This window comes from uncultured Microbacterium sp. (assembly GCF_937927635.1).
Classification (GTDB): domain Bacteria; phylum Actinomycetota; class Actinomycetes; order Actinomycetales; family Microbacteriaceae; genus Microbacterium.
In genome coordinates this window covers 37,269-50,107 of record NZ_CALBRW010000012.1, presented here as the reverse complement: position 1 = coordinate 50,107, position 12,839 = coordinate 37,269, and the positions used below count along the sequence as shown (strand labels likewise).

Below are 12,839 nucleotides of genomic sequence, written 5' to 3'. Positions count from 1 at the left end.
GCATCGCCGCGCGAAGCCCATATACTCATCCTGTGGAGAACGAACATCAGCCCGCCGGTGAGAAGTTGGCTGATCGCGCCACGGCCCCAGAGCGCAAGACTCGACTTCAACTCACGCGGCGTGTGACACTCACCCGCGCGACGAGTCCTGGCCATCCAGCGACTGTCACCCTCGCTGGGGGGAAGTTGCTGGCGGGCATTCAGGTTCCTACCGCCGCGCTTCACATCACCGCTGCGCTGTCGGTAGTCTGCCTCGACTGGCTGGCTGGCGCCGTTGCGGGATACACCTGGTTTCACGCACTTGTTGCCCTCATACTCGTCGCCTATTCGCTCATTGCCTGGCTCATCTGCGACCCATTGGTATTCTTCCTTGGTTTCTCCCTGTTTGCGACTCTCGCACCAATGGTCACATCGGATTTCTATATCGAACTCGGGAACCGTATCTCAGAACAAGGCGTATCCGGATTTCCGTCAGGTGCAACCACACGCCTGGCCTTCTACTGCTTAATATATTTCCTGATTATCTACATCGCCTTGCGCACCGGCGCGAAGCGTCTTCAGCGAACAGCCGCTGATCTTCGAATCGAAACATTCACGAAGATCACATATGCGCTCCACGCAGCGGCCATCGTCGGCGGCGTCGGCCTGCTTCTCGTACACGGTTCACCGCTCCTGCGGAGAGAAGACCGTTTCGAGTACTGGGCAACCCTGCCAGACATATTCAATCGCTACCCATTCCTCCTTGCGATCCTCTCTTTCCTGACCGTGTGCATAGTCGCGGTGCGCCCGACCAGAACTTCGCGTTGGTGGACTATCGGGCTCTTGGGCTCGAGCGCGGTCGTTCTCGTGCTCTTCTCTGAGAAGTTCACCGGACTGTTCTCGATTTTCGTCCTCAGCGTCACGGCATGGTACGCAGCGTCGATCTACCATCGGGATGCGCCAGTGAGGCCACTCCGGCTTCTTGCCCTCTGCTCCGGGGTCGGCGTTATCCTGCTCGGGCTCGCAGCAGGCGGCTACATCGTTTTCTACGGTTACAACATCCAGACAGTGTGGGCGAAGCTGGCCGACCGCGCCTTGGCTCTCCACGGCCATGTCTGGTTTGGGATGGACCGCGCGCTTCAGGCTGGCGCCGCAAATGGGCCGATCTCAGCGCTCTTCCCTGCACCAGGTGCGGGGGGACTGACCGGAATCCAGCAGATGATGTACCTGGTTGCCCCGGACGACTTTGTTGACCGGATGATCGCACAGGGAGTCCGATTCGCAAACGTCGGATTCCCGCTCCCTGTTTGGGTGCTCGGATACGGGTGGGCGATCCCGTATTTCGTCCTTGCTGGAGCATTGACCGGCGCAGTTCTCACCTACCTGTTGTGGGGTGTCGCGCGCCTCCGCCCGATCACGATTCTCCTCGCGCTGAACTTGTTCCGTCAGATGACAAATGCGTTCCTTGTTGGGGACGTGAGTGACCTTTACAAGCCCCTCATGATCGCAACGCTCATCTTGGCCGTCATTGACCTGGGCTACGCATTCACACGCAAGCGCTTGCGACGACGCCAAGGTGCTGGCTGACTCCAACGCACCACTGCTTGTAGCCTGCCTCATCAGCACGACCGTTGCGCATCAACGCATGCCGTCCGTCATGAGATCAAGTCATTCGCGCAGCTGCGTACGTCTGCGCGCCAGGAACACCGCGACAATAGCTACCGCTGCAATCGCCGAGGCCAGTGCGCTCAGCAGCGGTTGAGGCGTCAGCCAAGCCCCCTGCACTGCGATTGCGAAACCAAGCGCCAGCACAGGCAGGGACCACCGGATTCGCACAGGCGAGAAAGGACCGAAGCGCGCCATCAGGTAGCTGAATACTGCCTGCCACAGGTAGAAGACCGGCCATACCATCGCGAACCCGATGATCGGCTCCTCAAGAATCTCGGACATGAGATATCCGACGATGATCGCCATGACTGCGGAGAGCGGCGTGAGCACCGCCAGGGGTGCTGTCCTCTTACTCACGAATGTCAGATGAATGTTCGCGAGGTACAGGACGTGGAATGCCGCCGCGGCGGCGATCACCATCGCGGCCTGCGTCGGCAACGAGTCCGTCACGACGCCACGACCGATAAAAGGGACCAGGAACCGGGCGACGACTGCGAACCCGGCGATGAGCACGACACCGAACATCGAGACGAAGAAGGTGGAGCTCTCGAGCGTGCGCGGACGCTCTTCAAGTGTGGCGTTGAAGATCATCGGCGCCCAGGCGTTATTGACCGCGTTAAGAACCGTTACGCCGGCGGTCCCGAGCATCACCGCCACCTGAAGCTGGCCAGCGAGCGCCACGCCCTGCGTATGAATCACGACCGACATCGTGACTGACAGCAGTGCCGGCACGGCGAGGCTGTGAGGCACCGTGGGCAATCCGACCAGGATCGCCTTCCACGTCTTCGCGATGTCGAGTGCCGGGGCTGCGTGGCGAATTGCGATGAGGAATGCCGCCGCCGCGACGACCAGATAACCACCTGCGAGACCCGCAGCATAGAACAGCGGTGATGGCGAGAGGAAGAAGATCAACGCCAGACCGATCGCCGGTGGCAGGAGCGCCGCGAATGTTGCGATCGCGACGAACATCCACACCCGCTCCGCGGCCCGCAGCACCGCCTGCGAGAGGGTGACGATACCGAGGCCGGCGCCCGCGATGAGACCGAACACTACAACCATCGGCTCGACGCCAGGGAACGCGGCAGGCACCCACAGGGGCGCGACAGCCGCCGCAATTACGGCGAGAATCGTCGCCAACGCCGTCCCCATCACCACATAGCCCGTCGCCCCGGGAAAGCCGCCCTCTTCCATGAGCGCATCCCGCGTCACCATACTGGGCAGGCCCAAGACGAGCAGCACGGAACCCAGTTGATAGATGCTGATCGCGACGGCCACTTCACCGTAGGAGTCCTTGCCGAGCAGAGTGGTGACCACGGGCGTGACAGCCAGCAGCGCCAGGATCGGCGCGACTGTGGCGAGCGTGTAGAGCCCGCCGCGCCCCAAGAACGACATCATCGGTGTTGCCCCGCAGAGATTGGTGAATGGCCGTGCGGCTTGACGCGCCAGTTTCGATGATCACTCGGTCGAAGAGGACGGCGGAGGTCGCGCGGCGACAGTGGGCCAGCTCCGCCCATGCGTGGTTCAGGTTATCTCATCCGATGATGCGTCGAACACGGCAGCGGTCGACGGTCTTTGCCGGTGGCTGATATCAATAGGTGGTGGCCATACGGCGTTCCCCCTCTCAGCACCTTCTCTTCCTCGATTTCGTCCGAGGTGTGTCGGCGTTCCTCGTCGTCGCGGGGCATGCCACCCTCTTCTCATTCCCGGAACTGATCGGGCAGAAGAACTTCTTCTATGTGCAGTCGTGGGCGGTCGTCGTCTTCCTGGCGTTGTCGGGCTACCTCATCACGCGGTCTGTCCTTCGTCGGATACAAAAGGGCACGTTCACGCTCTCCGGCTATGTCAAAGATCGTGCGGCACGCATCCTCACGCCCCTGATCCCGTTGATTCCTGTGGTCGTGCTCGGTGATCGGCTGTTCCTTGGCGTTCCTCCGACCACGCCTTATGTCCAGCATGTCGATGACGGGTGGGGCGCGATCCTCAGCAATGCACTCCTGCTGCAGGATAACTGGGTGGCGCAGGTTGCCGACCGCGTCCTCGGCGCAGACATCTCACGCCGCTCACTGGGAACCGCAGCACCCTGGTGGACTGTCGCGTTGGAATGGTGGGTGTACATCGCGTTCGGCTGCCTACTGGCAGTGCTGATCAGCTCCACACGGCACAAAGTGCTCGCGATGAGCGCCGGGCTCTTCGCACTCGCGACCGTCGCCGGAACGACATTGTCCGGCAACGCACTCATCCTGGCGTGGGTGGTGGGCGCGCTGTTCGCATGGGTGGACCCGAAGCTGTCCAAGACGGCATGGGCGGGGGTCGCGGTGGTCAGCGCTGCGGCACTCCTCGGCTTCGTGCTGCTCCGGCACAACTCCGTGTATTCGATTCCGGTCGTCACGTTCACCGCCGTCGGGATCTTCGCGGCATTCAAGGCTGCGTCGTGGGATGTTCTCGTTCCGGTCCATCGTCCCGTCGTCTTCGTCGCCGACTACTCGTACTCCCTGTACCTCATCCACTTCCCGATCCTGGTGTGGATGGCGGCACTGATTCCGACGCTTCGAGGTGTCGGCTTCCTCGCCCTGGGCTTTGTGCTCAGCAACGCCATCGCCATCGTCTGGTGGTTCCTGTTCGAACGCCATCACCGCAGGGTTCGAGCTCTGCTGCGCTAAGCGAGTGCGTACGTACCGACCAGGTGAATCGAACGCGCGGTGACAGCGCTCGAAACGGTGATCGCCCCTGTCGGCAGAATCGTGATCGGCGTCACGATTGCCTGTCCCGGCGTTGTGGCCGTCAATGAGGTCTGCCCCTCCGGGAGATACCCGCTTGGCAACTGCGCAATCGTCGTACCCGAGCCGACCGCCGGGCCAGATGCGGCAAGATCGAGCACGCCAAATCCGTCGGAAGTCCTGCGCACCGTCGGCTGCACGTACGGCTTCCCGAGTGGCTTCCATCCCGCCAACAGGCTGATCGGCACGGCGAGCGGCTTCGCCGAACCGACCCCTGTCGAATACGCGATGCCGGTGAATGAACTGTCCCCGGAAAGTGAGAAATCGGCGATCGCGCCGTTCAGGACGAGTCGGCCACTCGCCACTGTCTTGCGAATGGAGAGGCGAGAGATCGCCGAGGCTGTCAGCGCCTCCTTCCCTGTGGTGACGATCGACACGTTATCGATGAGCACATCCTCATTCAGGAAATCCGTGTCCTTCGTGCCCCAGAACGCCACACCCACGCCAACGTCTCTCAGGTCCATGTCGCGCAATACGACCCGCTTGCAGTCCGACTCGACAGTCGCGCCCCAGCCGTCCGAGTGCTCGACGACGATGCGTTCCCACACGATGTTCTCGACTCCGAACTGCGCGCTGATGCCTTTCCAGACCGCCGAGAGGGAGATATCCGCAGCATAGACATTCTTGAACCGAACGAATCCGAGGGCATTCTCGTCTCCTGAATGCGTTGTCACGATACGACCACCACGCCACATCGCTCGTTCTCGCTGCGGAGAGACAGCCTCGTTCGGTTCGAGCACGCCGTGTCCGATGAATGCCACCGCCGCTCCGACGGTGGTCTCATTCGTCACGTAGAGAACAGCACCGACGTGGCATATGACCTCGACGTCCTCGGCGTCAATGACCCATGTGTCGCTGAGATGGTATCCACCCGGCTTGTCGATGTAGATGGTGCCCTGACCCCCGTCGCGCACCAGCGCGTCCACGGCCGCATTGAAGGCAATAAGGTTGTCCGTTCCCGATCTGCCGTCGGAGTCAGCGACCGCTCCGTATGTCGATACGTGGTACCAGCCGGTCGTGGCGTCAGGGCCCGTCGGTTTCACCGAGGGCGTGGGAGTCGGAGTCGGAGTATGCCCCGGACCTGGCGTTCCCGCGACTGCGGCCGTCACACCTGCCCCCGCGGCAGCCCCGAGGACCACCGCCCCTGACAAGGCAGAAGTGAGAAGCGTTCGCCGTGGAACTGACTTCTTGTGAGGTGCTGCTTTCTCGTCGACCATCGCTCCAAACCTATCTTGCGAGATACAGTCTCCCTCCGCCTTCGCGAGTGGTCGGACACAGCAACGCGTCACCGCCTCCGGTGCCGAAGATCCCACTCCGCCTGTGCGATCACCTTCTCATCCCTGGAGTGCACCATCGCACGGATGATGAAGGCCGCCAGCAGGCCGCACCAGCCTCCGACGCTGTTGGCGATCACATCCTCGACCGTCGCGAAGCGCTGCGAGAGCATGGCGGCCTGCGTCAGCTCGATCCCGCCGGAGAACGCCGGCAGCAGGAACAGCCCCAGCCAGGCGACGCGCGTGGGCAGGGCGAGCCCCACCAAGAACCCGAGGGGCACGAACATCGCGATGTTGGCGGTGAACTCCAACTTGGAGTATCCGAACCACTCGGGAATGCCGTTGCGATGCAGCACGCCAAGCACCTTGTCGATCGAGCTCGCGTACCCGCGGTCGAGCGGCGTGGGCGACATCGTCATGGCCAGCACGACTCCTACATACAGCAAAAGGAGGATCAGGGCGATTCCGACGCGCACGTGGCTCTTCCCTGGCCGCTCGGCAGTGCGTTGCGGCGCAGCATTGAGCAGCCGCGTGATCTCGTCGGTCACGGTTTCCCCTGTCTTCGGCCCCGGTACTCCATGCTACCGGTGACCGACGATGAGCCACTGGATAATGCGCCACGCCGCAGTGCAATGATCGTTGCGCTACGCGGGTAACTCCCAGTAGACTCGCATCTACGGCATTGGGAGCCGTAGGCGGATGGGGATCCGCTATTGGGGAAACAGATCTGGGGAGATCATGGGGATGCGCATCGGGTATGCGGCAGGGGCTTTCGACCTTTTTCATGTCGGCCACCTGAACATCTTGCGAAACGCGCGCGAGAACTGCGATCGGCTCATCGCCGGCGTCGTCAGCGACGAGATGCTTCGCGCGGTCAAGGGCATCGAGCCCGTCATCCCGACCGCGGAGCGGGCGGAGATCGTCCGCAGCATCGTCTACGTCGATGACGTGTACGTCGAGACGAGCCCGAACAAGCTGGATGCCTGGGAAGACGTGCGCTTCACGCACTTCTTCAAGGGCGACGACTGGCGTGGAACCGAGAAGGGGCTGCGGCTCGAGTCCGACTTCAGGATGGTCGGGGTCGAAGTCGTGTACTTCCCGTACACCGCGCACACATCCAGCACCAGGCTGCGGCACGCGCTGGACGCGCTCACGCACAATCCACTGGCGGTGAGCGGATGACCCGCAACGCCACACGAAGCCCTCCGCTGCCCTGACAGCGGAGACAGCGGACCGGCTGGGGAGCCGAGCCCGCCGCGCGATCCGAGGATCGCTCAGCCCAACCGTCGAGGGGTCGATGAGGGCGAAGGTCACCGTCTGGGGCGGTGAGCACTGGGGAAACTGGGGAAACTGGGGAAATCATGTCGCACTGGGGAATGTGCACATCGAAAGCTCGTGAGGCTGCAGCATGACCTCCGTCGGCGAGGTCCTGAACCTCCATCGGGGCGCGGCGACGGTTCGCCATGCCTCAGCACCACGAGCCCTGCACGTCGTGCCCGAGACGATCGCGGCACCGCGTGCGACCATCACGCTGGAGCAGCGCCGCCGCTGGGAGCGGCGCTACAAGATGCTTCTCCACATCACGGATGCCGGGATGATCGCCCTCGCAGTGGGCCTCACCTCGGTCATCCAGCTCCAGCTGGGGGCGCTCCTGCTCGACACCACACTGCGCGCATCCCTTCTGTGCGCCCTGTGGTGGACGATGCTGGGGGGCACCCACACACGCGATGCTGCGCTCTTCCGCCCGAGTGTGGTCGAGTACCGCGGTGTCGCGCACGCCACCGGCTTGGCATTCGGCGTTCTGGCCATCGGCGACGCGCTCCTGAGCCTGCATGGAATGCAGCTGCTCCTGCTCGTCGCTCTCCCCTCCGGGCTGGGACTGCTGCTGCTGAGCCGGTGGTCGTGTCGTCGCTGGCTGACCGTGCAGCGCGGACGAGGTCGTTTCTCGTCACGCACGCTGGTCGTCGGGAACCGTGAGGACGTCGAGTATGTCGTCACGACGCTGAACAGATCCCGCGCCGCGGGGTTCGGCATCGTCGGCGTGACGCTGCTGGACGGCAATGCCAGGGAGCTCATCGTGGGCGACGGCGCCTATCCCGTGCTGGGGAACATCAACACCGTCGGCGGGGTCGCCCGAGACCTCGGGGCAGACGCCGTCGTGGTGGCCAGTCGTCCCCAGGGCGATGCCGAGTTCGTCAAGCGTCTCAGCTGGCAGCTCGAGGGCACGGCCGCAGAGCTGGTGCTGTCCAGTCGGCTCACCGACGTGGCCGGCCCCCGGCTGTCGTTCGAGGCACTGGACGGCCTGCCGCTGATCCGCGTGGAGATCCCGAGGTTCACCGGCGGACGCCACATCGCCAAGCGTGCCCTCGACATCGCCGTCGCCGCGATCGCGCTGATCCCGATCGCCCTGATCTACCCGCTGCTGGCGCTGCTGATCAAGGCCGACTCGCATGGCCCCGTCTTCTTCTTCCAGGAGCGGGTGGGCAAGGATGGCCAGTTGTTCAGGATGGCCAAGTTCCGCTCCATGCGCACGGATGCCGAGCAGCAGCTCGCCGCACTCCAGCGGCAGAACGAGGGTGCGGGCCTGCTGTTCAAGATGAAGGACGACCCGCGGGTCACACGTGTGGGTCGAATCCTGCGCAAGCTGTCGCTCGACGAGCTCCCCCAGTTCTGGAACGTGCTCACCGGTGACATGAGCGTCGTCGGGCCCCGTCCACCGCTGCCCACGGAGGTCACTGGCTACGACGGCAAGGTCTTCCGCCGCCTGTACATCAAGCCGGGCATCACCGGCCTGTGGCAGGTGTCCGGCCGCAGCGACCTGTCATGGGACGAGAGCGTGCGCCTGGACCTGCGCTACGTGGAGAACTGGTCAGTCGCCAGCGATCTTCAGATCATGTGGCGCACGGCGAAGGTCATGCTGCAGCCGAGCGGGGCATACTGATCTGATGAGGACACGGAGACGCCTCACCATTGCGATGGTGGGCACGAGAGGCGTGCCTGCGGCGTACGGTGGGTTCGAAACCGCCATCGAGGAGGTCGGGAAGCGCCTCGTCGAACGGGGGCACGACGTCGTCGTGTACACGCGTGGCTCGAAGAGCAGCGCCAAGGAGTATCTGGGGATGCGGGTGGTGCATCTGCCTGCCGTTCCAATTAAGCAGGTCGAGACGCTCAGCCACACCGGCCTGTCCACGCTGCACCTGATGCTGCACCGGCGCCCCGACGCTGCATTCGTGTTCAACGCGGCCAATTCCCCGTTCGTGCCGCTCTTGCGCATGCGGCGCGTGCCGACGGCTCTGCACATGGATGGGCTGGAGTGGCGCAGGTCGAAGTGGGGTCCGCGCGGACGCGCCTACTACCGCTGGGCGGAGCAGTTCGGCGTCCGCACTGCGGATGCGATGATCTCCGACGCTCCCGGCATCGCCGATTACTACACTCACCAATTCGCGGTGCCGACGGAGCTGATCCGCTATGGCGCACCGATCCTGGAGAGCTCGCCCGGCCGATCGCTCGTACAGTACGGCGTCGAACCCGGCGGGTATCACGTGGTGGTCGCGCGCTTCGAGCCGGAGAATCATGTGCTCGAGATCGTCGAGGGATACCACCGCAGCACCGCACAGAAGCCGTTGCTGGTGGTGGGATCGGCACCGTACAGCGCCGAGTACACCGACCGGATCGCCGCGGTCGCGGCATCGGACCCCCGCATCCGATTGCTGGGCGGCGTGTACGACCAGGAGCTGCTGGACACGCTCTACGCCGACGCCACCACCTATGCGCATGGTCACTCCGTTGGCGGCACCAATCCGTCCCTGCTGCGTGCGATGGGTGCCGGAACAGCCGTGATCGCATTCGACGTGCCGTTCAACCGCGAGGTGCTGAACGGGAACGGGTGGTTCTTCCGCTCGGTTGACGAGGCAACCATCGCATTCGAAGCGGCAGAGTCGTCGCCCGCGAAGGTGGCCGAGTTGTCGAGTGCCGTGCAGGAGCATGCGCGAAATCACTTCCGTTGGGATGACGTCGCCGTCGCATACGAGGATCTCGCCCGCAGGCTGGCCGAAGGTGCCAGTGTCCATCGAACCGCTCGCAAGGCACGCCGCCGATCCGAGGACTGGGTGTTCGCGGAGCCCAGCCCATGAGCGCATCCCTTCCGGAGCGATCGTGACGCCCAGGCGCGTATCAAGCGGAACCGTGCTCGTTGCGAATCCGTCTGCCGATCTCTACGGTTCCGACCGGATGATCATCGAGGCCGTTCGAGCACTGGTCGGAGGCGGACGACGGGTGGTGTTCACGAGCTCGGTGGAAGGTCCCCTGCTGGAGCAGATCATCAGCGCAGGCGCCGAGGTTCGGGTGCTGCCAGTTCCGGTCATCCGACGTTCTATCCTCAGTCCCCGCGGCCTGGTGAAGGCCGGGGCTGAGACCGTTCGTGCATGGCCGGCCATGATGCGCATGATCCGGGATGTCGACCCTGACGTCGTGATCGGCAACACTCTGACGGTCCCGCTGTGGACGCTCGCTGCGCGGGTGCGCCGCCGCGCAGCACTCGTCTATGTGCATGAAGCAGAAGCCGGGCTGTCCTGGGCGGCGCGGACCCTACTCACCGCACCGCTCATCACAGCGACCGGCGCGATCTTCAACTCGAAGACGAGCCGCGACGTCTGCGACTCGCGCGGACTGAGCAGACGCGACCGCACGCGCGTCGTTCCGAACGGCGTCGCGGGCCCGGATGCCGCCGTTCCGCCGCGAGATCGAGCCGAAGTTCCCTTTCGCCTGCTGTACATGGGGCGGCTTTCGCCGCGCAAGGGCGTTGATCTCGTGCTCCGAGCGGTTGCTCTCCTGCGCGACCAGGGAGTGGAATCCGTGCTCGACATCGTGGGAGACGTCTTCCCGGGTTACGAATGGTACGAAGACCAGTTGCGCGCGCTGGCAGAAGAACTCGCGATAACCGATCACACCAGGTTCCATGGTTTCCAGCCGAGCGTCTGGGCGACAGCCCAGGCGGCCGATGCCATCGTGGTCCCCTCCCGCGCAGACGAATCCTTCGGAAACGTCGTCATCGAGGCGCTGCTCTGCTCGCGTCCTGTCGTGCTCGCCGATCACAGTGGCCTCCGCGAGGCCGGCGAAGGCTTCGCCTCAGTCATCGCCGTGCCCGTAGACGACCCCCAGGCGATCGCAGACGCGGTCCACGATCTCATCAGCAGATGGCCGGAGTATGCGAGACGTGCTTGCTCCGACGCGGCGCGCGCCGCCGTGGACTACGGACTGGCGCTGTACGGCTCCAGGTTCGTCGCCGCGGTCGACGAATTGGGAGAAGCGTCACGGGGTGCCATCGTCACCTGAAAGACGCACCGACTCGCGTCGCCGCGCCCAGCGCCGCGACAGCTTCAGGCGGGTTTACGGGCCTCGTCGCGAGCCCTGCCAGCAGCCGGCCGGTCGAGTCCACTACGGCACGACCGTCGACGCTCAGCGAGGACGCATCCTGTCCGGTGGAATTCGTGTATGACGCGAGCGTCGTATAGACCGCGGGGTTGCGATTGATCGCCCCCCGAGACCACACGACGAGCCAGGCCGGCGCATCAACAGCAGCGCGTTGCAGCAGATTGCCGTTGGACGAGATCCCCATCTGCGCGGCAGTGAAACGGAGTGAGTAGTCTTCGACGCAATAGGTGCAGTCGCCCGACGACGCCGCGACGACGTTGTTACCCACCCCCACACCGTTCACGAGCCACGGCATGGCAGGGTCGGGGAACGGGCGGCGCTTGTCGTGGCCGGGCACGGATGAATCATCGGCGCGTCGAGCGTCCTGCACGATATTGAGCGGCCTATCGGCGCCCACGATGGTGTTGTTCCACAACTCGACGCTGCCTGTGTTGTTGATCTTCACGCCGCTGCCCCCACTGTCGAGCACGAGGTTGTCGATCACATCGGCACGCTGCGACAGTTCGAGAAGTATCCCTGAACCGGTGTTGCCCAGGATGTCATTTCGCAGAATATCGATGTCGTACACCGACTCATCCACCCATATTCCAGGGCCGTCGTTACCCAGGAAGGCGGAATCCGCCACGGAGAGCCTGCGGGACTTCGTGATCTTCAGACCGCCGGAGACGGGTGCCCTGTTGAAGCCCTCACTGTTGTTCTGCACCACCAGCAGACCGCCCACGCGCAGATTGTCTGCATTGTTGGCACCCACACCGAGAAGACCGTTGCGTGCCACGGTCAGGTTCATCAACGTCGCATCCGCAGCTCCGACGAAGACGCCCGTGGTCGCGGAATCGTAGACGGCGACGTTCTCGAGCGTGGCGTTCGGGGCCTCGATCGTCACAGCACCCATCATCCAGACCGAGGTCGCATATCTTCGGATGCCGATACCTCGGACGGTCACGCCGTCGCCTCGCAGTGACATCGCCTTGGTGAGGACGGCGGCACGGACCTCTCGGCCGACAGGACTGGACCCGATGTAGAGCCGCTTGGCTGCTGTGTCTGCGAAGAACGTGCCCGGCTTGACCTGCGCGAAGCTGCCCACTTCCTGCAACGGGCTGCCGTCGATCCAGATCTGCTCGGGATGAGCCGCCATCGGCTTCGCAGGGTTCACCCACTGCCATCCGGCGCTTGTGCCATCCGGCGCACCCTTGGTGTCGGTCGGCGACGAGTCGAAGTGATGGTTCCATCCCGTCGAATACCACGCCGTCCCGAGCCGGTGCCAGCTCGTGAGCCGCTTGGACCCGTCGAACCAGACGGCCTCGCCGGGGTAGGACTGGATCGTCAGACGCTTCCCGGCGGGGACCGTGAGCGACTGGTTGTAGGTGCCGCCGCGCAGCACGACCGTGCCGCCGGAGGACGCTTTGTCGATGGCCTTCTGAACACTCGCGAACGGTGCACCGACTGCCCCGGTCGCGTGAGTCGACCCATGTGAGCCATCCACGTAGATCGCGCCCGCGGGTACGGCATACCGAGCGGTGCCGACCGGCGCGGAGCCCCGCCCGGCGCGGACCCCGCTGGTGTTCCAGGCGGGCATCGGCTCCGGAGCACTGGTCCCGGCGTCAGGTGCGAGCGTCAGTGCGGCCAGTGCGAGCGCGAACGCGCTCACTGCGACGATGAGTCGAGCAGGAACGGAGAATCGTCGTCGCCTGGGGCTGAAGCGGCCTCCC

10 protein-coding genes are annotated in these 12,839 nt (G+C 64.2%); 6 read left to right on the top strand and 4 right to left on the bottom strand.

Features of this window, described 5'->3' with window-relative positions; genetic code table 11:
- Positions 1–32 precede the first annotated feature (32 nt).
- Entirely contained in the window at positions 33–1,565 is a 1,533-nt protein-coding gene (locus Q0568_RS03455) for a DUF6418 domain-containing protein (protein ID WP_298862283.1), read from the top strand.
- An 81-nt stretch (positions 1,566–1,646) separates the two neighbouring features.
- Here Q0568_RS03455 and Q0568_RS03450 read toward each other — a convergent pair whose 3' ends face one another.
- Entirely contained in the window at positions 1,647–3,041 is a 1,395-nt protein-coding gene (locus tag Q0568_RS03450; protein ID WP_298862280.1) for a hypothetical protein, read from the bottom strand.
- A gap of 200 nt (positions 3,042–3,241) precedes the next feature.
- Between Q0568_RS03450 and Q0568_RS03445 the strand changes: the two genes are divergently transcribed.
- On the top strand, positions 3,242–4,306 hold the full coding sequence (locus Q0568_RS03445; RefSeq protein WP_366941332.1) for an acyltransferase: 1,065 nt from the start codon (positions 3,242–3,244) through the stop codon (positions 4,304–4,306).
- On the opposite strand, the gene Q0568_RS03440 is transcribed toward Q0568_RS03445, so the two are convergent.
- Both Q0568_RS03440 and Q0568_RS03435 read right to left on the bottom strand, forming a co-directional pair.
- Positions 4,303–5,349, bottom strand: coding sequence for a hypothetical protein (locus Q0568_RS03440; protein ID WP_298862274.1), 1,047 nt, complete (start codon positions 5,347–5,349; stop codon positions 4,303–4,305). The genes Q0568_RS03445 and Q0568_RS03440 overlap by 4 nt on opposite strands.
- A 359-nt stretch (positions 5,350–5,708) precedes the next feature.
- The gene (locus Q0568_RS03435) at positions 5,709–6,245 is read right to left on the bottom strand and encodes a VanZ family protein (RefSeq protein ID WP_298862272.1); all 537 of its coding nucleotides are present in this window, start codon (positions 6,243–6,245) and stop codon (positions 5,709–5,711) included.
- Between the two features lie 190 nt (positions 6,246–6,435).
- Between Q0568_RS03435 and Q0568_RS03430 the strand changes: the two genes are divergently transcribed.
- The 4 genes from Q0568_RS03430 to Q0568_RS03415 all read left to right on the top strand — a co-directional run bounded on the left by Q0568_RS03430 (position 6,436) and on the right by Q0568_RS03415 (position 11,031).
- Positions 6,436–6,879, top strand: coding sequence for an adenylyltransferase/cytidyltransferase family protein (locus Q0568_RS03430; protein WP_298862269.1), 444 nt, complete (start codon positions 6,436–6,438; stop codon positions 6,877–6,879).
- A 226-nt stretch (positions 6,880–7,105) separates the two neighbouring features.
- On the top strand, positions 7,106–8,638 hold the full coding sequence (locus tag Q0568_RS03425) for a sugar transferase (protein WP_298862266.1): 1,533 nt from the start codon (positions 7,106–7,108) through the stop codon (positions 8,636–8,638).
- Positions 8,639–8,642: 4 nt separating this feature from the next.
- On the top strand, positions 8,643–9,830 hold the full coding sequence (locus Q0568_RS03420) for a DUF1972 domain-containing protein (RefSeq protein WP_298862263.1): 1,188 nt from the start codon (positions 8,643–8,645) through the stop codon (positions 9,828–9,830).
- A gap of 97 nt (positions 9,831–9,927) precedes the next feature.
- Positions 9,928–11,031, top strand: coding sequence for a glycosyltransferase (locus tag Q0568_RS03415; RefSeq protein ID WP_298862480.1), 1,104 nt, complete (start codon positions 9,928–9,930; stop codon positions 11,029–11,031).
- Here Q0568_RS03415 and Q0568_RS03410 read toward each other — a convergent pair.
- On the bottom strand, positions 11,024–12,778 hold the full coding sequence (locus Q0568_RS03410; RefSeq protein ID WP_298862257.1) for a right-handed parallel beta-helix repeat-containing protein: 1,755 nt from the start codon (positions 12,776–12,778) through the stop codon (positions 11,024–11,026). The genes Q0568_RS03415 and Q0568_RS03410 overlap by 8 nt on opposite strands.
- Between the last annotated feature and the right edge of the window lie 61 nt (positions 12,779–12,839).

Bases quoted from the DNA above. Each gene is read 5' to 3' on its own strand.
- Q0568_RS03450 (WP_298862280.1), bottom strand. From the start codon at position 3,041: ATGATGTCGTTCTTGGGGCGCGGCGGGCTCTACACGCTCGCCACAGTC.
- Q0568_RS03430 (WP_298862269.1), top strand. From the start codon at position 6,436: ATGGGGATGCGCATCGGGTATGCGGCAGGGGCTTTCGACCTTTTTCAT.
- Q0568_RS03425 (WP_298862266.1), top strand. From the start codon at position 7,106: ATGACCTCCGTCGGCGAGGTCCTGAACCTCCATCGGGGCGCGGCGACG.
- Q0568_RS03420 (WP_298862263.1), top strand. From the start codon at position 8,643: ATGAGGACACGGAGACGCCTCACCATTGCGATGGTGGGCACGAGAGGC.
- Q0568_RS03415 (WP_298862480.1), top strand. From the start codon at position 9,928: ATGATCATCGAGGCCGTTCGAGCACTGGTCGGAGGCGGACGACGGGTG.